A 19,031-nucleotide genomic window follows, 5' to 3' on the forward strand; every position below is an offset into this window, starting at 1 on the left:
GATGCATCCGCTGCTGAAACGGCAACTGAAGCGACTGGGGCTGGATGACGCCACGCTCCCTTCATCACTCGAGGTCTGGCAACAGCTGCTCGAACGCATGAGCCGGAGCTATGTGGAATCCGACCAGGGACGCGAGCTACTCGAACGCTCGATCGCGCTCTCCGCATCGGAAATGCAAGCGTTGAACGAACAGCTTCGCCGCACATCAGAGAGCCAGCTCACCGAGGAACGGGATAAACTCCAAACCGTGCTGCGCTCGATGGGCGACGGGCTCTGCGTGGTAGGCGGCCATTGGGACATTGTGTTGCTTAATCCCGAGGCCGAACGACTCTGGGAACTCAGCGAACAGGAAGTGGTTGGTCGACGGCTTCAAGACATCATCTCATTGTCAGCCGCCTCGGACTCCAACAAGACACTGCTCCCACAGACTGTGCACAGCGCGCCGACGCAGGAACAATCTTTTCGGACCGACGACGGGGTGCTGACCTCAATTACCGGCCGATCGTTTCCCGTCTCCTGCGTGTTAGCACCCATCGTGCGAGACGATCACACGGTTGGCGCCGTCCTGGTCTTTCGTGACATCACCGAACGCAAACACATTGAGGACCGTCGCCGCCACACCGAAGAACTGCTCCGGCAACAACAAATTGCGCTGCTCGGGCTGACAAGCAACAGCGTCATCCAGAGTGGCGTGCTTGAGCCCGCTCTACGCGAGATCACCCGCGTTGCGGCCGCCACCCTACACGTGCGCCGGTGCAGCATCTGGTTGCTAGGCGAGGACCATGCCGCCCTGCAATGTAAAACGCTCTATGATGTCGGGGCCGAGACCTATACCTCAGGAACGGAACTCCTCGCACACGATTTCCCAAGCTATTTCTGTGAACTGCTTTCCGAACGCGTCATCGATGCCGCCGATGCTCAGCACGATCCACGCACCTCCGAATTCACTGCGAGCTACCTGGCGCCCCTTGGGATTACTGCGATGCTCGACATCCCGATCCGCTTCAAAGGAAAACTGGTCGGGGTACTGTGCCACGAACATGTCGGCACCCTCCGCCCCTGGATGCTGGAAGAACAGCAGTTCGGTCATGCGATTGCCTCGCTCGTCTCCCTGGCGCTCGAAGCCGTCGAGCGAGTCCATGCCGAAGGCGCGTTGCGCAAGAGCGAGGGCCGAACCAGACTGGTCATCGATACCGCGCTAAGCGCGGTGATCAGCATGGATGACAAGGGTCGCATCACAGGCTGGAATACCCAAGCCGAGCAGACCTTCGGATGGACCAGTCAGGAAGCCATCGGCCGCTCCATGGCGGACACCATCATTCCCCAGACGCACCGTGAGGCGCACCAACGCGGACTCGAGCGTTTTCTCGAGACCGGCGAGGGACCGATTTTAAACAAACGGATCGAAATCACCGCCTTGCGCCGCGACGGCACGGAGTTTCCGATCGAATTGTCAATCACCCCGCTCCGGCTGGAAAATGCGTACACTTTTACGGCCTTCGTGGTGGATATCTCGGAGCGCAAACGGGCGGAAGAAGCATTGCGTACCAGCGAAGCCCGTCTGATGATGACGGTCCAGGGCTCGCACATTGGAATTTGGGACTGGAACCTCACCACCGGCGCCATCTATTTTTCAACGCAATGGAAGAACCAACTCGGCCACGACGACACCACACTCCCCAACACATTCGATGAATGGCGTCTGCGCATTCATCCTGAAGACCAGCCGTTTGTGCACAAAATCATCCAAACCTGCCTCGATGGTGAACGATCCCACTTCGAGATCGAACACCGTCTGCGGCATCAAGACGGCAGCTATCGATGGATCCTCTCTCGTGGCAGCATCATCCGGGACGTGCATGGCGTGGCGGCACGTATGGTCGGCATCCACATCGATACCACCGACCGAAAGCGCAGCGAGGAAGAACTCCGCGCGGCCAAGGAAGCGGCCGAAGCAGCCAGCACGGCCAAGAGCGAGTTCCTGGCCAACATGAGTCATGAAATCCGCACTCCCATGAACGGCGTCCTGGGCACGACTGAACTTCTGCTGAACAGCGCGTTGACGGACAGACAGCGCCATCTGGCGTCGACGGTACACCGGTCGGGACGCACGCTGCTGGCGATCATCAATGACATTCTGGACTTTTCAAAAATCGAGGCCGGCAAACTCGACCTGGAATGTGTCGGCTTTGATCTTGTACAGGTACTCGAAGAATCGCTCGAATTGTTCATGGAAGCCGCCCGCCGCAAGAAGCTCCAGCTCACCCAGCAGATCGATGACAAAGTGCCGCGCTACCTGAAAGGCGACCCAGTGCGGTTTCGTCAGATCCTCATGAATCTCCTGAGCAACGCCATCAAATTCACGGAGAGCGGCGGCATCACACTCGTTGCTGAATTCCTAAGTGGAACCACCACCCATGCACAACTGCGATTTGCGGTAACCGATACGGGGATCGGAATTCCGGCTGCGGCAAAGCTGCGCATCTTCGACGCCTTTTCCCAGGCAGACGGGTCCACCACCCGGCGATACGGCGGGACCGGACTCGGCCTCTCCATCGCGAAACAACTGGTCGGACTCATGGGCGGATCAATCACGGTAGAGAGCGAGCCCGGGCGCGGCTCCACATTCGCATTTACTACGCAATTCGAATTGCAACCGCTCGGCTCCGAATCGGCCACAACCCTCGCACGATATTCACCGGCTCCCAACCCATATCTCACACCCAACCCTGCCGAGGACCCGACTCATCCACTCCTCTCCCCATCTGAACCGGCCACCCACGTACGGCAACAATCAGCCAGGCGCATTCTCCTGGCAGAGGACAGTCCTGTGAACCGGGAAGTGGCCGTCGGCATGCTCGAACAATTGGGGTACCTGGTTGAGGTTGCGGAGAACGGCCGGGAGGCGCTCCTGGCAACGGCCGAGAGTCGTTTTGACCTGGTGCTGATGGATTGTCAGATGCCAGAAATGGACGGACTCACGGCAACCGCAGAGATTCGCCGACGCGACGGCGGGTCTGAACGAGGCAGACTGCCCATTGTTGCATTGACGGCCAACGCCATGCAGGGCGATCGCGAACAATGCCTCGCGGCCGGCATGGATGATTACCTCACGAAACCCTATACGCAACTGCAGCTACGCGAAACTGTACAAAAGTGGCTGGGCAAGAAAGCGCCCCTTGTTTCCGCACCTCTACTCAGCAATCAGACGACCGCCGATTCCCAGGACTCCACGATGGGAACGCAATCTGTCTCCGAGTCAGCCGCCGAAGCTCCGACACCAGGCATCGACCTCAAAGCCCTCGACGCCATTCGGGCCTTGCAACGACCCAACCGCCCGAACGTGCTGGCCTCGGTGCTCCGGAAATACCTCGACAATTCCAGAGACAGCGTCGACGCGCTGCGCGATGCCCTCCGCGCCAACGACCCCGCAGGATTGCAGGCTGTCGCCCACCGCCTCAAATCGAGCAGTGCCCAGCTCGGGGCGCTCGGCCTTGCCGCCCGTTGCAAGGATTTGGAACTGATGGGTGCCAGCAAGAACCTCATCGACGCCGAGCGCATTCTTACGGAATTGCAATCCGAATATGCCACCGCCTGTACTGTCTTTCGCAATGAGATCGCCAAGGAGAAACAACCATGAATCCCCTCATATCCGGACGATCCCCCTATGCCCTGGTCACGGATGACGACATCATCATCCGGATGTTCGCCCGCGAAGCCCTGGAGCAAGTGGGATGGGAGGTGGAAGAGGCGGAGAACGGACGTGACGCCTGTATCGCATTCGAAAAACGTACGCCGGATGTGGTGCTGCTCGACGTGATGATGCCCGAGATGGACGGATTCGCTACCTGTGCCGCCTTGCGCCGACTACCGGGCGGTGAACATACCCCCATCCTGATCATGACCGGACTGGACGACTTTGAGTCCATCACGAAGGCCTACGATGCCGGCGCGACGGATTTTATTGTGAAACCGTTGAACGCGATGCTCCTGACTCACCGCATCCGCTATATGGTGCGCGCCAATCAGGTTCTGCAGGAGCTCCAGGCCAGTCAAGCCACCCTGACCCAGGCACGAGATGCCGCGATCGAGGGTACCAGACTCAAATCCGAATTCTTGGCGACCATGAGTCACGAAATCCGTACGCCCATGAATGGCGTGCTGGGCATGACCGATTGGCTGTTGGAGACAGATCTGACACCCGAGCAACTGGATTGCGCCCAAACGATACGGGCCTCGGGGGATGCCTTGATGGTCATCATCAATGACATTCTGGATTTTTCGAAAATTGAATCCGGGAAGCTGTCGCTCGAGTTACTGGATTTTGATCTCTCGACCTTCCTCGATCGTGTCATGGCGTTGTTTGCAGAGCGGGCGCAGCGCAAAGGGCTCATCCTCAGCTCACGCATTGCCGACGATGTCCCCTCTGCGCTGTGCGGAGATCCAACCCGGCTGCAACAGATCCTCAGCAATTTACTGGCGAACGCGATCAAATTCAGCGAGCTCCGACTCCCAAGTACAATGAATCGATAGGGGGTCAGCCCCACGTCACCCATCTCCGGTTTTCCGTCGTCGATAATGGGATCGGCATTGATCCCAGCGCGTTCAGTAAATTGTTTCAGCCTTTTGTGCAAGCCGACGGCTCGACCACTAGAAAGTACGGAGGCACAGGCTTGGGATTGGCGATTTGTAAACAGCTCGTTGAATTGATGGGAGGACACATCGGAGCCGAGAGCGAGCCTGGCGTCGGCTCGGTGTTTCGTTTTACCGTCCCCCTGCAACTTCCCCAACCCGACATGGAGGGAAAGAGACAAGCCGCCTGACCCCGTTTCCATCACCGCCAGCTCTTGCCGCTTTTCGTACATTGAGCCCAGCCCCAATTGGTGTATCGACATGGATACACCATGCTGGATTCCTCGATACAGTCTTCCGCTATTCTGACGCGCATCCAACCTATCGCATTGATATGTATAAGCAAAGATAATGGCTTAAACTTTGCTTTACTTCGTCGCGCGCTCATAGTATACAAGCACGTCGAAAGGGGCAGTCACCGTGGACCTCCTCTCCACCATCAACGCCACAACCCTCTCCCTTGCGGCTTTGTAGGCAAAACCCTACACATAAGGAACGAGCCCTTGCATTGCCTCACATTCGACATTGAAGAACATTTTCAGGTCTCGAGATTTGATTCCCCGATCCGTCGGCGGCACTGGGGGGCATTCGAGAGCCGAGTCACTGCCAATACCTGCAAAGTGTTGGAGCTGCTTGCCAGGCATCAAACCAGAGCTACTTTTTTCGTCTTAGGCTGGGTGGCAGAGCGGCACCCAGGGCTGATTAAGCAAATTGCCGAGTGTGGACATGAGATCGCGTCTCACGGCTACGGTCACGAATTAGTCACTGCTCAAACACCGGAACTGTTTCGAACCGACGTCAGAAAATCCAAGCAGCTTCTTGAGGACCTCACAGGAGCGCCCATTCAAGGCTACCGCGCCCCAGGGTTCACGATCACCCGCGAAACGCCATGGGCTCTTCCGATCCTCGCTGAAGAAGGGTACACCTATGACTCCAGCCTCGTTCCCATCCGGCACGAGCACTGCGGGCTGCCCGGGTCAGATCCCTGGCATCATGTGAAGCAGACCTCCTCCGGCCCCATTTGGGAAGTTCCTCCCTCTACGGTCAATCTCGGCGGGGTGCGAATTCCGATTGCAGGTGGAAGCTATTTCCGTCTGCTTCCCTTTGCCGCGCTGTGCGGGCTGATGCGCCGCATCGAACTCAAAGGCCATCCGTTGGTGATGTATTTTCACCCGTGGGAACTTGACCCTCAGCAACCGCGAATGGAAGGGCCATTCTTCTCGCAACTGGCTCACTACCTGAACCTGGACAAGATGGAGCCTCGAATCACCACCCTTCTTAACACCTTCCGCTTCGGACCCATCTCCGAGCAGATCGACCTATCCCCAATTCTCCCCCTCGAGCCAACTGTGTTTCCCGCCATCCCCCCGGCGCAGATCGCTCAGGACGTGGCTTAATCCTATCTTTCCGAAACCACAAATCGACGATCAAACACATACGGGGAGACCGCAACCGGCTGGTTCTTCGCCAAATTAGGGATTGCACTGCCTGGAGAGTTTCAGTACGTTAGGCGCTTCCCTGCAACAGAACGCGCGCGTGGGGCGAGGGAGACCCATGATGGACAAGGCCTGTACGAATCATCGACGACATCGTTTCATCACAGCCGGCTTGGCCGTGGTATCCGTGGCGCTTTTGTGCTTCCCGAGGCTTAGCTTGAGTCAGACGGTCGAGGATACCGTCCAGTTCATCAGCGACATGGCCAATACACACGGCTTTGTCCGCGCCCTCAGTTGTCGAAATCCTAAGGCAGGAAAACCAACGAAAATCACCGAAATCTACAGCGTGATTCCCACAGGCACCAAACTCGGCACCGTCGAACTCAATCATGGGCATGACGAGGTCAATACCGGCTTCACCCACTTCGACCTGCATGACATCGAGTCAATCGAATATCAGGGCCAGGATACTCGGGACAATAACCTGGTGCTATACGGCGTCCGCCTGACCTGCACCAGTACCGGCCCCTGCATCCTGAAGACCAGCTTCTGCACGGGCGCGGTGCCTTCGCTCGAAGGGCAATTCGCACAGGATACAATCCTGTTTCGTTCGGCGTCCCACGCGGAACGCATGAGCAAGGCCCTGTCCCACCTACTCAGCCTGGTACGAGCACAGCAGCAGATTCAGCCATTCTAAAGTGATGGTCGAGGAGGCTGAACCGGCCATTCGTAGAACGGCCGGCTCAGTCTGGCACGGGACCGCCTCATTCGAGAATCGTCACCGTCATTTCCACTCGATCAATTGGGTTGTCACAGGGGCCCTTGTCGGCAGGGCTCGGTGGACCCGCTTGGCACATGACTCTGGGTAAGGCAACAATCTTATCCGCAACCCCGATCCCTTTGACGACTTCCCCGAAGATCGTATATTTCCGGTCCAAGAATCGCGAGTCCTCCACAACGATAAAAAACTGGGACCCAGCGCTATCCGGATCCTGCGCACGCGCCATCGACACCACGCCCCGCTTGTGCGGCAGGTCGCTGAATTCGGCCTTGACGTTATGACCGGGACCACCTTGACCATAGGCCCCCTTTTTCAGGGAGTCCTTGGTATTCGGATCTCCACCCTGGATCATGAATCCCGGAATCACTCGATGAAAGATCGTGCCGTTATAAAACCCGGTCTTGGCCAACTTGATGAAGTTTTCCACATGCTTAGGCGCCACATCAGGCAGGAATTTGATCTCGATATCTCCAAACTTCGTCTTGATCACCGCACGCGCGTTACTCGCGTTCGTCACCTCGCCCCCCGAAGCGGGTGCGGGGTCGGCTGCCACACTGGTCCCTGCTGTGCCGACTGCCATCACCATACTCAAGACTCCGGCAAGCCCCAAGTGTCCCCACCATTGTTCTTGTGCCATTATGCCTCCTTCCTGTCGATCCACTTCGAGCAGCGCTACACAGTTAATTGTTCCAGCGCTTCCTTCGCGGCCATTTGTTCAGCCTCTTTCTTACTATGCCCACACCCGATTCCTCGCATCACACCCAAAATCGTCAACTCGACCTCAAACACCTTTTCATGATCGGGGCCCGATTCCCGTACCGTCGCATACTGCGGCAAACTCTCAAACCGCTTTTGACACAGTTCCTGCAGCTGTGTTTTGTAATCTTCCATCCCCGGACGGGCCTGCTCTGCTCGTGCGGCCAGCAACTCCTCTTCCAGGACCCGCAAGGTGAAAGCCCGGCTGGCCTCAAGTCCCCCGTCGAGATACACCGCCGCAATCAGCGCTTCCAGTGCGTCAGCCAACAACGAATGTTTCTCGCGCCCCTTCGATAACTCCTCGCCTTTTCCCAATCGCAAGAGCCGCCCGAGCTTCATCCGTCGAGCAGCCTTGGCCAGCGAAGCTTCGCTGACGAGGTGTGCTTTCAGCTTGGAAAGCCCGCCTTCGTTACTGCCCGGGAACTCCGCGGCGAGATATTCGCTCATAACCAGCGACAGGACCGCGTCGCCGAGAAACTCGAGACGCTCGTTCTGGGTGCGTTCTTTGGTACGTCGCTCGTTGGAGTAGGACTTGTGGGTCAGCGCTTCTTCCAGGAGACGAGGCTGATGGAAACGGTAGCCCAACAGACGCTGGACCGCCTCAATTGACGTTGCGGGCGTCATACCACCTGACTCACACCCTGGAAGGATTACTGATCACACCTGCGAAAGATCAGGCAGGCATTGACCCCGCCGAAACCGAATGAATTCGAAAGGGCCACCTGAATCTTGGCAGGACGCGCCTGATTGGGCACGTAATCAAGATCGCAGGCGGGATCGGGATGATCAAGATTGATGGTAGGAGGCAGGATACCATGATGCAATGCAAGGATGCTGAACACGGCCTCAATCCCACCAGCCGCACCGAGCAAATGCCCTGTCATGGACTTCGTCGAACTGACGGGAATGCGGTAGGCCTGCTCTCCGAACACGTGTTTGATGGCCTTCGTTTCAATGGCATCCGCCATCGTCGAGGTACCATGCGCATTGATGTACCCGATGTCCGTTTTCGCGACGCCGGCATCCTTCAACGCCATCTCCATGCAGCGCACGGCGCCTTCCCCTTCCTCGGGCGGCGCAGTGATATGGTAGGCATCACTGTTCATCGCGTAGCCGATCAGCTCGGCGTAGATGCGTGCTCCGCGCGCGCGCGCGTGCTCCAACTCTTCGAGGACCACCACTCCGGCGCCTTCGCCCAAGACGAATCCGTCACGGTCTTTATCGAAAGGTCGGCTGGCTTTGGTGGGTTCGCTGTTTCTGAAGGACAGCGCTTTGGCCGAAGCAAATCCTGCAACACCCAATGGAGTAATCGCCGCCTCCGCACCGCCGGCAATCATGACATCAGCGTCATTCCGTTGAATGAGCCGATAGGCATCACCGATGCAATGATTGCCCGTCGCGCAGGCCGTCACCGCACAGGAGTTCGGCCCTTTGGCACCGACCCGAATCGCCACTTGTCCTGAAGCGAGGTTGATGATCGTCATCGGAATAAAAAACGGTGAAACCCGTCCGGGCCCCTTCTCCTTCAACACATCGTGATAATGCTCGATGGACCCCAGCCCGCCGATACCTGACCCGATGTACACACCGACTCTCGTCGCCTCTTCCGGCGACACGGTGAGATTCGCGTCGTCCACCGCAAGCTGGCTGGCGCCAACCGCATAGTGGATAAAGGTATCCATCTTCTTGATTTCTTTTTTCTCGATGAACTGGGCCGGATCGAAGTCTTTGACCTGGCCGGCAATTTGCGCATCGTAACCAGTCGGGTCGAATCGCGTGATTCGGCCGATACCCGACTCACCGGCGCACAGCGCCTTCCAAGTCTTGTCTACTCCGGTGCCGAGCGGAGTCACCAGTCCGAGACCGGTTATCACGACACGTCTGACGGGTCGATCCTGCATAGATGCCGTCCGCTAGGCTTTCTCTTTAATGTAATCCAGCGCTTTGCCGACCGTGAGAATTTTCTCTGCATCCTCATCGGGAATTTCGATTTCAAACTCTTCCTCAAGCGCCATCACTAGCTCCACCGTGTCGAGGGAATCCGCGCCCAAATCTTCGACGAAGTGCGCTTCCGGCGTCACCTCTTCTTCTTCAACGCCTAACTGTTCAGCAATAATCTTCTTCACCCGTTCATCTACTGTTGCCATGGACTTGCCCACCTCCTTCCCCAATCGTACGTTGCGGCCATATTCTCCGCCGGGACACCCCGAACCCACCGAAATCGATCCGGCTGCCCGACCCGACTACCTTATACCATGAGCATGCCGCCATTCACGTGCAACACCTGCCCCGTGATGTATGACGCGGCATCAGACACCAGAAATCGCACTGCCGCGGCAATATCGGAGGGAAGACCCAGGCGCCCCAACGGAATCTGCTTCTGCAGGGCTTCCTTCACCTCCGCCGGCAATCCCTGGGTCATCGCCGTATCGATAAAGCCCGGCGCCACCGCATTGACCGTCACCGCACGACTCGCATATTCGCGTGCTACGGTTTTGGTAAACCCCATCACCGCCGCCTTGGAGGCCGAGTAATTCGCCTGGCCCACATTACCCATCGCCCCAACGATCGACGCGATATTGACGATACGTCCAAACCGCTGCTTCGTCATTGGGAGCAGCACGGCCTTCGTGCAATGGAAGGTCCCATTCAAGTTGACCTGCAGGACCAAATTCCAGTCCTCTTCCTTCATGCGTAGCAACAAGCCGTCACGCGTAATGCCGGCGTTGTTCACCAGAATATCGATCCGCCCCCACTCTTTCATCACCTGGTCGGCCATGGCCTTGGCATCGTTCCAATCGGCCACATTCACCTTCACGCTCAAAGCCCGCCGCCCCAGTTTCTGAATCGCGGCGACAGCATCTTCCGAGCGCGCGGGATCAAGATCCGCCACCACAATGTCGGCACCATCCTCCGCCAAGCCTTCTGCAATGGCGCGTCCGATACCCTGGGCCCCACCGGTCACGATCGCGACTTTTCCCTGTAATGACATCAGTCTCTTCTCCGCAGTCCCTACCGTACTACCCTTGCCCCTTCACGCCCAACGTGACCAGCGCGGCGTCCAGTGATTTCGAGTCATGGACGTTCGCCGTCACCGCGCCCGGAAGGATCCGTTTCACCAATCCGGTCAGGACAGTCCCCGGTCCGATTTCCACGAAGGTGGTGACGCCTAATTGCACCATCTTGTGCACTGACTCTTCCCATCGCACGGACGAGGGCAGTTGTCGGACCAACGATGCCCGAATGTCCTCAGCTCGTTGCAACGCCACCGCCTCAGCATTATTCACCAGCGGCACCCGCAGATCATGCCAGGCGACCCCACCGAATTCCGCAGCCAGGCGGTCAGCCGCGCCCTGCATCAGCGGAGTATGCACCGGCACACTCACCGGAAGTGGAATCGCTTTTTTGCAACCCTTACCCTTGGCGATTTCAATGGCCCGTTCGACCGCGGATTTTTCCCCGGCAATCACAACCTGTCCGGGAGAATTGAAATTCGCAGCGGCGACAACCCCCACAGAGGCAGCCTCCTGACACGCATCCTTGACGACCTCTGCCGACAAACCCAACAACGCAGCGACTAAGCCGGTACCAGGCTGGACGGCCTCGGACATATACCGGCCCCGTTTCTGGACGAGCGCGACTGCGTCGCGGAACGACAACCCGCCTGCGGCATACAAGGCCGAATACTCGCCCAGACTATGACCCGCAACCGCCAACGGCACCAGACCCGCCGGTTCCAAAGCTGTCAGCGCCGCCGCGCTGCTCACGAACAAAGCCGGTTGGGTATGCTCCGTCAGATTCAACCGTTCGGCAGGCCCTTCAAAACAGAGCTGCGCAATATCGTACCCCAGAACCAAGGAGGCTTCGTCATACAGGGCCTTCACCGCAGGGGACGCGTCATAAAATCCGCGTCCCATGCCCACCGACTGCGACCCCTGTCCGGGAAACACAAATCCGATTCCTGAAACTGTCATAGCCGCGTAAGGTATCGTAGAAACCATGCTCAATGTCAACGGGAAAAAGCTGCACGGGCGATGCGGGTCGCCCTCGCCTCACCGGTCTCCTGCCGGACCTCTCGTCGCTACCAGCGCAGCAGCGTCGACGCCCAGGTAAGCCCAGCGCCAAATGCCCCGAACATCACCAATTGTCCCACCTTGACCCGTCCATCACGCACCGCTTCGTCCAGCGCGATGGGGATAGAAGCGGCGGACGTGTTGCCGTACCGATCCATGTTCAACACCACTTTTTCAAGCGGCAAACCCAGGCGATCGGCCACTGCCTTGATAATGCGCAGGTTGGCTTGGTGCGGAATGTACAGGTCGAGATCATCTACCGACAGATTGTGCGCCGCGAGGGTCTCCCGTGCCACCTCCTCAAGCGTCCGCACCGCAACCTTGAAGGTTTCATTGCCCTTCATTTTAATGTACTGGGCTCGGTCGTTCATCATCGGTTCGGAAGGTGGAATCCGCGTCCCGCCGCCCGGCACCACGATCAAGTCGGAAAGACTTCCGTCCGAATGCAAATGCGTGGACAGAATTCCTCGATCACCCTCGGACGCACTCACGACCGCCGCGCCTGCGCCATCCCCGAACAAAATGCAGGTGTTGCGGTCGGTCCAATCGGTGATCGTCGACATCACCTCCGATCCCACGACCAACACGTGTCGCATCCCCGTCCTGACATAGGCATCGGCGACCCCCAACGCGTAGACGAACCCACAACAGGCCGCAGAAAGATCGCAGGCAGCCGCGCGCGTCGCACCCAATCGATGTTGGAGCAAGCAGGCCGTCGAGGGCAACGGCATATCCCCCGTGCAGGTCGCCAGGAGGATCATGTCCAGTTCGCCGGCGGACACACCCGCCGCCTTCAAAGCCCGCTCTGCCGCAATCATTGCCAGGTCTGAGCAGGCTTGCCCCTTCGCCGCAATCCGCCGTTCCCGAATGCCGGTGCGCTCACGAATCCACTCGTCGGATGTCGCAACCAATTGCTCCAACTCGGCATTGGTCATCACCCGTTCGGGGGCATAGGAGCCGGTTCCGGTAATTCGTGCGCGTCTCACGCCTGCGTTCCTTCCGACCGTTCATCTTGATGCCGCCGCAGACTTTCTTCGATGTCACGCTGAATCAACTCGTCCAGCCTGGTCTCCGCCAAGCCCTTCGCACGACGAATCGCATTCTTGATTGCTTTCGCTGACGACCGCCCATGACAGATCATCGTGGTCCCGTTTACGCCTAACAGAGGCGCACCGCCGAACTCGGCATAGTCGATTTTTCGTTTCAGATTCAGCAGCGGCTTCGCGATGAGCGGGTAGGCCAAGCGACCAAGCCACGAACCCGAGAGTTCCTTCATCAACAATTTTTTGATGACGTCCGCCACCCCCTCGGAAATCTTTAAGGCCACGTTCCCGATGAATCCGTCACACACCACCACATCTGCGCTTCCACTGTAGACCTCCCGCCCCTCGATGTTGCCGATAAAATTCAGCGGGCTGGCCTTCAACAACTTAAACGCTTCCTTGGTGACTTCGTTACCCTTGCTGTCTTCCTCTCCGATACTGAGCAGCCCGACCCGTGGGTTGGGTTTGGCATACACGTGTTTGGCAAACTCGTTGCCCATCAACGCGAACTGCTCCAAATGCTGAGCCGTGCAGTCGACGTTTGCTCCGACATCCAGCATCACGGCGCTGCCCGTCAAGGTGGGAAGCATGGTGGCGATTGCCGGGCGTTCGACGCCCTTGATCAACCCCAGAACAAAAAACGACGAGACCATGCTGGCGCCTGTGTTGCCCGGGCTTACCACGGCATCTGCATCCCCCGACTTGACCAACTCCGTCGCAATCCAGATGGACGAGTCCCGCTTTTTCCGCGCCACTGCAGCCGGTGACTCGTGCATCTCGACCACCTGCGGCGCATGGTGGATCGTAATCCGCTCGTCATGACAGTTGAGCTTGCGGCAGGCGGCGGACAGTTCGTCCTCTTTGCCGACGAGGATGATGCCGACACCCAGCTCCTGCGCGGCTTGCACCGCGCCTTCAATGACCGGGGCCGGCCCGTGGTCTCCGCCCATCGCATCGACGGCAATCTTCATGTGCGGTTAACGGTCCACGGATAGAGAGGTGAAGAGTCGTGTAGAGACGCCCTGCCGGCCAAGACCATGAACGGCCTCACGCATGACATGGCGTCGGATCGTGATCACGGTGGAGGATTGTACCCGAATCACGTCAGGAAAATAAAATTCAGCTAGCTTTCCTCGACGACGATCACGGCCTTGCCCTTGTACGTACCGCAGTTCATGCATGTATGATGCGGCAACTTCAATTCGTGGCACTGCGGACAGAGCGAGAACCCAGGGGGAACCAGCCGCATCTTGGCCGTTCTCCGCATATCTCGACGGGATCGTGAATGTTTATGTTTTGGATTTGCCATAACGACTCCTTCAACGGGCACATGACCCGGTTAGCAAACTATGCGTTTCCACTCTTGGATTGGCGCCCCCGCAACACACGGAACGGACTGGGCGCCTGCTCAGGCGGGCAGCCACAGCGGCGCTCGTTGAGATTCTGTCCACATTGGGAACAGAGACCTAAGCACTCCTCTCGACACAACGGCTGCATCGGAGCGGCCAGGATCACCTGCTCGCGCAACATCGGGGCCAAATCGAGATGGTCCCCTTGATACCAATACAGCTCGTCTTCCTCGTCCGCTTCTTCAGTCGGCTCGACCGGTTGAGCGGAACGTCTCGCGCCCTTCCGTCCCTGCTCTGCGGGAGCTGATTTGGCAGCTGCGCCAGCCTGCGGCAAATACTCCGCATAGAGACTGACATACAGGGGATCGGAATAGTCCGCGAGGCAGCGGACGCATTGCCGGATTGCGGTACCTTCCAACGTCCCGGTCACAGCGATCGGACCGTCCTGCTGCACGAGCTCCACGTGAATCTCAAGCGGCCCCTCAAACTTGTCCTCCGACTCAGTCAGGCCCAGCTGTGCTCCTGTCGCCGTGCATGACACAGACAAGCCTTCCGGGCCAATATCCACGATCGCTGGATTGAGCGTATCCATAGGAGCCGCCATAGAAGAATGCCCTGCCGCTGAATAGGACAGAAGACCAACTGCTTCGCCGAGTGAGCCAAGACGAACCAACACCAACCCCTTGAGTTATCGCTCTTCGGCGAAGCTGACCAAGGCGATCTGGCGCGCCCGCTTTACCGCCACTGTCAACACGCGTTGGTGCTGCAAGCAATTGCCGGAAATGCGGCGTGGCACGATTCGCCCCCGTTCGGTGAGAAAATTCCGCAACAAGCCGATATCCTTAAAATCAATCGGGGCTTTATCAACGCAAAACCGGCACGGCTTCCGGCGCTGAAAAAACCGACCGCCGCCCCCTCCGCTGTTTCCACGATCTCCTCGTTCCATGATCGCCTCCGTCTCCTACAACTGTTCGTCTTCGTATGAAGGTGGTTCTTCGTGAAAGCCGCCACCCTCACCTCCGGCCTCGCCACGCTTCGGCAAAAAGGTCACGCCTTGGGCCACGACTTCATGTTTGCTCCGCTTCTGGCCGTCTTCCGTCTCCCATCGACGCTGCTGAAGGCGCCCGTCGATGATCACCCCGTTACCTTTGCTCAGGTATTGCCCGCAATGTTCGGCCTGTTTGCCGAACACGACGATGTCGATGAAGCAAACCTCTTCCTTCAGCTCATCGCCTTGTTTGAAGCGTCGACTCGTCGCCAAGCCGAAGCTGGCGACCGGCGTCCCGCTGGGCGTATACCGCAGCTCAGGATTCCGGGTCAGATTTCCGACCAGGATAACTTTATTGAACCCCGCCAACGGTGGCTCCTTGTGCGGCTGGTGTGGCCACGGGGGCGCCTCTAGGCGGAGCAGGCTCCTGCTCCAATTTCACAGTGAGGAACTTGATGATGGAGTCTTCAAGCCGATAGGCACGTTCCAGTTCAGCAATGGTCGAGCCAGGCCCCTGGAAATAAAAATATACGTAGGTGCCCTTCCGCTCACGCTTGATCTCATAAGCGAGCTTCTTACGGCCCCAATTTTCGGCCCGCACAAGGTTGGCGCCGTGTTTCGTCACGGTGCCTTTCATCTTTTCAATCAGCGCAGACGTTTCTTCGTCGCTTAACGTCGGACGAATGATAAACAGGGACTCATAGAGTTCCATGCAGATTCCTCCTGAACAATGGCCCCCATTCGCTGATGGGAGCGAGGTGTAGGCATGCCGGATCAGCCGACATGAGTTGGGGAAACTAGCACAGCTTCAAAGAATGTGTCAAATTGTCGTCGACCTTTGGGAACAGCACGTACACCGTCCTTACGATCGACCGAGCACAGCAGAACCGCCGTCATTGCTCCACTTCGCCAATGAGGATCAGAAACAGATCCCTCCATGTAGACTGAGCCAACCACTCAGTGGTTTTTTCTAAAGCGCGAGGGCGTATTTGGAGGTAAGGGGGGCCGGGGGCCCGGCGAACCAACCGGCGGACGTGCCGCGCCGAAACCTCCATATCCGCCATACCATCCGAATCCCGCCGGCCCATAGGGGAAACCATAATAGCCGAGCGGATTGCCCCAATACCCTGCGCCATAGCCATAGCCGATTCCATACCCCGGACCATACCCGGGGCCGGGCCAATGGGCATAGGACTGGGCGCCAGCATACCCCGCATCCAACATAAAATCGCGCATCGACAGCCGCTCCGTCTGATGGACGGATTCCGCGCAGGCCGACAGCGCCCCACCCAGACAAAGCATCAGCGTCACGCGTCCAACGCCATTGGCGATTGCCGCCCCGACGGTACGGCACCCATTCGCGTCATTCACAGCCGACACGAGCCGGCTCCCCAATACTTTCTTTGACATTGCGGTTAAGGCGACGATGAGGCAAGCGCGTAAGGGCATCGGCGAGACCCTCTCAGAAATGATACGACAAACCCATGAAGAGTTGATGAGCGCGATAGGTCCCCTCGAAGCCCCCTAGCGACCCCAGTGCGCCACCGAAGCGAAGCGTAGAGTCGGTATATTTATACTCCGTAAACCATGCCACCTTGGGCGTGACGAATGCACGAATGCCGACCAGCACATTCCCGCCGAACGAGTGCTGTGTATCACTTTCCGTCTCGGAAGATCGCCCCAAATGTGCCACGAGCAGCGCTGGGCCGCCGCCAATGTAGGGCTGCCAGGTGACACCCGGATATCGTAACAACACATTGGCTCCGATTGTCGTCACTGAAAGATGAATGCCTGGCGCATCGTCCAGGTTCTTGATGTGCGGATTGCTATGCGTCACGTCCAATTCAACGCCGAACATTCCATGACCGGGAAACACTCCCACCTTACCGCCGAAGGCTGGGCTGGTTTTCAGGTTAAAATTGAGGAAATCCTGACCGGCAAGTGCACCGGTCCCCCTCACGTTACGAAGGGGATCGACGAAGTTCCAGCCGAACTGACCGGCGACGTACCATTCCGCAAGGGAACCGGCGGGAAAGAAGAGAAGCAGCCAACAGAGCAGGAGACTGGGAACAAGTCCGATTGACGCAGACCTTCTGTACACCATGGTGCTTGCTCCATGGGCGAGGCGTGCCTTGATCATACCAGGCTATCGACGCGGCACACTGGACAACTTTGCAGTACGCCTCGAAGTGATGTCGAATGGAGGAGGGTACGGCCTGGGGATAGTCGGCCGACGGGAAGGACTGGAGCGAATCTGCACGACCGCCTGTTTGATCGTGCGACACAGGGTCGACCCGACTCGACACCGCGCTAGGGTTCGTTTCGGGCTGAGGCATTATACAGCCAGTAGAGGGCAATGCCTCCGACCACGGCGATCCCCAGGCCGAGCAAGGCGTGGGTACCGAAACCCAGCGGCCCCACGAACAGCTCCGCCACCCGAGGCAAGGCCACGGTGGCAACGAGCACCATGGCCAGGGCGATCAGGTGAATTCGCAAGTAGATGGGTTCGCCGGGTTTGCGCATCACTAGATAACTCGATCCAGCACGCAGTGTACGAACTTTTGCGCCGGTAATCCAGCCCGGAGCGTCGATGAGAGCTTCACCTCCCGCGAGTTAGTTTTGAATGACGCGCTTCGTATCTTCCAGGTGTTTGTTTAAATAGGGCATGAACGGCGTGCCGCCTGTCCCGACTGCGGTAGGATTGCCGGCATGCGACTGATGCTGCCGAAAGATATACCGCTCCGCGTAATCCACGTGAATCTGACGGAACTGGGCCAACAGATCCACGTTGGCGCAATAGGCCCGCCAGAGCTCTGGGTGTGTGGACTTCCGGTCACGGACATACCCGCAGAGCAAGGGACGCCCCTGCCGATCCCTGTGCGCCTCTAACGCAGCGAGAAACGCCCGGTGACGCGGAGGCATATAGTCTCGCATCTCCACGAGGTATTGCGTCAGCGGATCCTCGGCATGGGGCACGCCAAGCCCAGCATCCAAAGCCGGCACGATCGAGCTTTGCGAACCGGTCTCACCACGGAACTGTTGAGGCTGATCGGCATACTCGGGCACGCCTTCATAGATGATACCGTTCGGCAGGGCCGGACTATTCTTCCATCCATGGATGTACGGACGGACACGACTGTAATAGATGTACGGGTCACATCGTTCCGGCATGCGAAGCAACGTCTCACGCATGGCTTCCTGCGCCCCGGCGAGTGCCCCCAAGCCTGCCAGCACCGCATCCGCTCGATCCTCTCGCGCGGCATGATGTGCCTGCACGAGCCCCTGCAGCCCCGGCCCCGCCTTTGCCTCAATATCGATGTGAATCAGCACAAACCACTCCTCATCGAGCCCACCGAGGAAATTCTGCAGCAGCACGATATTGCCGAGCTCGATGGGCTTATGCGGATCAAGTCGCCGCCAATTGTGCAACGCGTAGGAGGCGTAGGACAGCACCGGCGGGCGTCCGAGCTGTTGGGCAACCTGACACCAAGGACGAGCGAGACTCGCCGGCAGCCGAGTTGCAGGATGGTCGGGATCCTCCCAGACATAGGCATGACCGACGAACGACAGGACTCGCATCACGGATCGAAAGACATCCAGTCCCCATTCATCCGCCACGGCTCCCATGATGTCCTGGCGATCCTGGATGACCCCACGCACCTGTCGCGCGCCGAGAAGCTTGGGCAGGTCGGCACCGATCTGATTGAGAATGGGTTCCTCAGCCAATTGCTCCAGAGGATCAGTAGCGGGAAGAAACCCTCGGTCAGGCGAGAGGTCAAACGCCGAGAGTGACAGTGACGGAATATCTGACATCGTCATGGGCGCTCCTGTGCCGAATGCGAATACGTTACTGTACCACAGGCTGTTCGCCCACTGCTGTCAGACATCCGTTGGCCTGCCAGAGAGGGTGGCTGAGGCTCCGTTCGCAACTGAGTATGGAGGGGGGATGGATGAGGAGAGAGCCACAATCTGA

The 19,031-nt window shown here is 58.3% G+C and carries 21 protein-coding genes and 1 pseudogene; 5 read left to right on the plus strand and 17 right to left on the minus strand.

Going from position 1 to position 19,031, the window contains the following annotated elements; all coding sequences use genetic code 11:
- The first annotated feature begins 1 nt into the window (after position 1).
- The 5 genes from KJA79_RS02315 (at position 2) to KJA79_RS02335 (ending at position 6,765) form a co-directional block, all read left to right on the plus strand.
- The gene (locus tag KJA79_RS02315) at positions 2–3,640 is read left to right on the plus strand and encodes a PAS domain S-box protein (RefSeq protein WP_213040380.1); all 3,639 of its coding nucleotides are present in this window, start codon (positions 2–4) and stop codon (positions 3,638–3,640) included.
- Positions 3,637–4,533, plus strand: a complete 897-nt coding sequence (locus tag KJA79_RS02320) for a response regulator (protein ID WP_213040381.1) — start codon at positions 3,637–3,639, stop codon at positions 4,531–4,533. Before KJA79_RS02315 ends, KJA79_RS02320 begins: the two co-directional genes overlap by 4 nt.
- Positions 4,434–4,823, plus strand: a complete 390-nt coding sequence (locus KJA79_RS23260) for an ATP-binding protein (protein WP_213040382.1) — start codon at positions 4,434–4,436, stop codon at positions 4,821–4,823. Before KJA79_RS02320 ends, KJA79_RS23260 begins: the two co-directional genes overlap by 100 nt.
- Positions 4,824–5,135: 312 nt before the next feature.
- The gene (locus tag KJA79_RS02330; RefSeq protein ID WP_213040383.1) at positions 5,136–6,029 is read left to right on the plus strand and encodes an XrtA system polysaccharide deacetylase; all 894 of its coding nucleotides are present in this window, start codon (positions 5,136–5,138) and stop codon (positions 6,027–6,029) included.
- 157 nt (positions 6,030–6,186) lie between these two features.
- Positions 6,187–6,765: a hypothetical protein gene (locus KJA79_RS02335; protein WP_213040384.1), complete on the plus strand. Its 579-nt coding sequence runs from the start codon at positions 6,187–6,189 to the stop codon at positions 6,763–6,765.
- 67 nt (positions 6,766–6,832) lie between these two features.
- On the opposite strand, the gene KJA79_RS02340 is transcribed toward KJA79_RS02335, so the two are convergent.
- From KJA79_RS02340 to KJA79_RS02420, 17 genes and pseudogenes are all read right to left on the minus strand, one after another.
- Positions 6,833–7,366: a peptidylprolyl isomerase gene (locus KJA79_RS02340; protein ID WP_343224235.1), complete on the minus strand. Its 534-nt coding sequence runs from the start codon at positions 7,364–7,366 to the stop codon at positions 6,833–6,835.
- A 155-nt stretch (positions 7,367–7,521) separates the two neighbouring features.
- The gene (rnc, locus tag KJA79_RS02345) at positions 7,522–8,229 is read right to left on the minus strand and encodes a ribonuclease III (RefSeq protein ID WP_213040386.1); all 708 of its coding nucleotides are present in this window, start codon (positions 8,227–8,229) and stop codon (positions 7,522–7,524) included.
- Between the two features lie 26 nt (positions 8,230–8,255).
- Positions 8,256–9,506 carry a beta-ketoacyl-ACP synthase II gene (gene fabF, locus KJA79_RS02350; RefSeq protein WP_213040387.1) on the minus strand — a complete coding sequence of 417 codons (1,251 nt, stop codon included), beginning with the start codon at positions 9,504–9,506 and terminating at the stop codon, positions 8,256–8,258.
- 12 nt (positions 9,507–9,518) lie between these two features.
- The gene (acpP, locus tag KJA79_RS02355; protein ID WP_213040388.1) at positions 9,519–9,752 is read right to left on the minus strand and encodes an acyl carrier protein; all 234 of its coding nucleotides are present in this window, start codon (positions 9,750–9,752) and stop codon (positions 9,519–9,521) included.
- A 101-nt stretch (positions 9,753–9,853) separates the two neighbouring features.
- Positions 9,854–10,597 carry a 3-oxoacyl-[acyl-carrier-protein] reductase gene (gene fabG / locus KJA79_RS02360; RefSeq protein WP_213040389.1) on the minus strand — a complete coding sequence of 248 codons (744 nt, stop codon included), beginning with the start codon at positions 10,595–10,597 and terminating at the stop codon, positions 9,854–9,856.
- Between the two features lie 28 nt (positions 10,598–10,625).
- Entirely contained in the window at positions 10,626–11,579 is a 954-nt protein-coding gene (fabD, locus tag KJA79_RS02365) for an ACP S-malonyltransferase (RefSeq protein ID WP_213040390.1), read from the minus strand.
- A 107-nt stretch (positions 11,580–11,686) separates the two neighbouring features.
- Complete coding sequence (locus tag KJA79_RS02370; protein WP_213040391.1) at positions 11,687–12,664, minus strand: beta-ketoacyl-ACP synthase III; 978 nt, start codon at positions 12,662–12,664, stop codon at positions 11,687–11,689.
- The gene (gene plsX / locus KJA79_RS02375) at positions 12,661–13,692 is read right to left on the minus strand and encodes a phosphate acyltransferase PlsX (protein ID WP_213040392.1); all 1,032 of its coding nucleotides are present in this window, start codon (positions 13,690–13,692) and stop codon (positions 12,661–12,663) included. The genes KJA79_RS02370 and plsX overlap by 4 nt, the downstream gene beginning before the upstream one ends.
- Positions 13,693–13,844: 152 nt before the next feature.
- Positions 13,845–14,030 (minus strand): 50S ribosomal protein L32, encoded by a 186-nt coding sequence (gene rpmF / locus KJA79_RS02380; protein WP_213040393.1) that lies wholly within the window; start codon positions 14,028–14,030, stop codon positions 13,845–13,847.
- A gap of 38 nt (positions 14,031–14,068) precedes the next feature.
- The gene (locus KJA79_RS02385) at positions 14,069–14,662 is read right to left on the minus strand and encodes a YceD family protein (RefSeq protein ID WP_213040394.1); all 594 of its coding nucleotides are present in this window, start codon (positions 14,660–14,662) and stop codon (positions 14,069–14,071) included.
- Between the two features lie 96 nt (positions 14,663–14,758).
- Positions 14,759–15,007, minus strand: a pseudogene (rpsR, locus tag KJA79_RS02390) (30S ribosomal protein S18); the annotation flags it as partial.
- Between the two features lie 24 nt (positions 15,008–15,031).
- Positions 15,032–15,427, minus strand: coding sequence for a single-stranded DNA-binding protein (locus KJA79_RS02395; RefSeq protein ID WP_213040396.1), 396 nt, complete (start codon positions 15,425–15,427; stop codon positions 15,032–15,034).
- Positions 15,411–15,770 carry a 30S ribosomal protein S6 gene (gene rpsF, locus KJA79_RS02400; protein WP_213040397.1) on the minus strand — a complete coding sequence of 120 codons (360 nt, stop codon included), beginning with the start codon at positions 15,768–15,770 and terminating at the stop codon, positions 15,411–15,413. Before rpsF ends, KJA79_RS02395 begins: the two co-directional genes overlap by 17 nt.
- A 245-nt stretch (positions 15,771–16,015) precedes the next feature.
- Complete coding sequence (locus tag KJA79_RS22915) at positions 16,016–16,468, minus strand: hypothetical protein (RefSeq protein WP_213040398.1); 453 nt, start codon at positions 16,466–16,468, stop codon at positions 16,016–16,018.
- A gap of 52 nt (positions 16,469–16,520) precedes the next feature.
- The gene (locus KJA79_RS02410; protein WP_213040399.1) at positions 16,521–17,162 is read right to left on the minus strand and encodes an outer membrane protein; all 642 of its coding nucleotides are present in this window, start codon (positions 17,160–17,162) and stop codon (positions 16,521–16,523) included.
- Positions 17,163–17,368: 206 nt separating this feature from the next.
- On the minus strand, positions 17,369–17,581 hold the full coding sequence (locus KJA79_RS02415; protein WP_213040400.1) for a hypothetical protein: 213 nt from the start codon (positions 17,579–17,581) through the stop codon (positions 17,369–17,371).
- A 90-nt stretch (positions 17,582–17,671) separates the two neighbouring features.
- The gene (locus KJA79_RS02420) at positions 17,672–18,877 is read right to left on the minus strand and encodes a PrnB family protein (protein ID WP_213040401.1); all 1,206 of its coding nucleotides are present in this window, start codon (positions 18,875–18,877) and stop codon (positions 17,672–17,674) included.
- Positions 18,878–19,031 lie beyond the last annotated feature (154 nt).

Source organism: Nitrospira defluvii (assembly GCF_905220995.1).
Taxonomy (GTDB): domain Bacteria; phylum Nitrospirota; class Nitrospiria; order Nitrospirales; family Nitrospiraceae; genus Nitrospira_A; species Nitrospira_A defluvii_C.

Excerpts from the sequence above, each read along its gene's own strand:
- KJA79_RS02315 (WP_213040380.1), top strand. The coding sequence starts at position 2 with ATGCATCCGCTGCTGAAACGGCAACTGAAGCGACTGGGGCTGGATGAC.
- KJA79_RS02320 (WP_213040381.1), top strand. The coding sequence starts at position 3,637 with ATGAATCCCCTCATATCCGGACGATCCCCCTATGCCCTGGTCACGGAT.
- KJA79_RS02335 (WP_213040384.1), top strand. The coding sequence starts at position 6,187 with ATGATGGACAAGGCCTGTACGAATCATCGACGACATCGTTTCATCACA.
- rnc (WP_213040386.1), bottom strand. The coding sequence starts at position 8,229 with ATGACGCCCGCAACGTCAATTGAGGCGGTCCAGCGTCTGTTGGGCTAC.
- fabF (WP_213040387.1), bottom strand. The coding sequence starts at position 9,506 with ATGCAGGATCGACCCGTCAGACGTGTCGTGATAACCGGTCTCGGACTG.
- acpP (WP_213040388.1), bottom strand. The coding sequence starts at position 9,752 with ATGGCAACAGTAGATGAACGGGTGAAGAAGATTATTGCTGAACAGTTA.
- fabG (WP_213040389.1), bottom strand. The coding sequence starts at position 10,597 with ATGTCATTACAGGGAAAAGTCGCGATCGTGACCGGTGGGGCCCAGGGT.
- fabD (WP_213040390.1), bottom strand. The coding sequence starts at position 11,579 with ATGACAGTTTCAGGAATCGGATTTGTGTTTCCCGGACAGGGGTCGCAG.
- plsX (WP_213040392.1), bottom strand. The coding sequence starts at position 13,692 with ATGAAGATTGCCGTCGATGCGATGGGCGGAGACCACGGGCCGGCCCCG.
- rpmF (WP_213040393.1), bottom strand. The coding sequence starts at position 14,030 with ATGGCAAATCCAAAACATAAACATTCACGATCCCGTCGAGATATGCGG.
- KJA79_RS02385 (WP_213040394.1), bottom strand. The coding sequence starts at position 14,662 with ATGGATACGCTCAATCCAGCGATCGTGGATATTGGCCCGGAAGGCTTG.
- rpsF (WP_213040397.1), bottom strand. The coding sequence starts at position 15,770 with ATGGAACTCTATGAGTCCCTGTTTATCATTCGTCCGACGTTAAGCGAC.
- KJA79_RS22915 (WP_213040398.1), bottom strand. The coding sequence starts at position 16,468 with ATGTCAAAGAAAGTATTGGGGAGCCGGCTCGTGTCGGCTGTGAATGAC.
- KJA79_RS02410 (WP_213040399.1), bottom strand. The coding sequence starts at position 17,162 with ATGGTGTACAGAAGGTCTGCGTCAATCGGACTTGTTCCCAGTCTCCTG.
- KJA79_RS02415 (WP_213040400.1), bottom strand. The coding sequence starts at position 17,581 with ATGCGCAAACCCGGCGAACCCATCTACTTGCGAATTCACCTGATCGCC.
- KJA79_RS02420 (WP_213040401.1), bottom strand. The coding sequence starts at position 18,877 with ATGACGATGTCAGATATTCCGTCACTGTCACTCTCGGCGTTTGACCTC.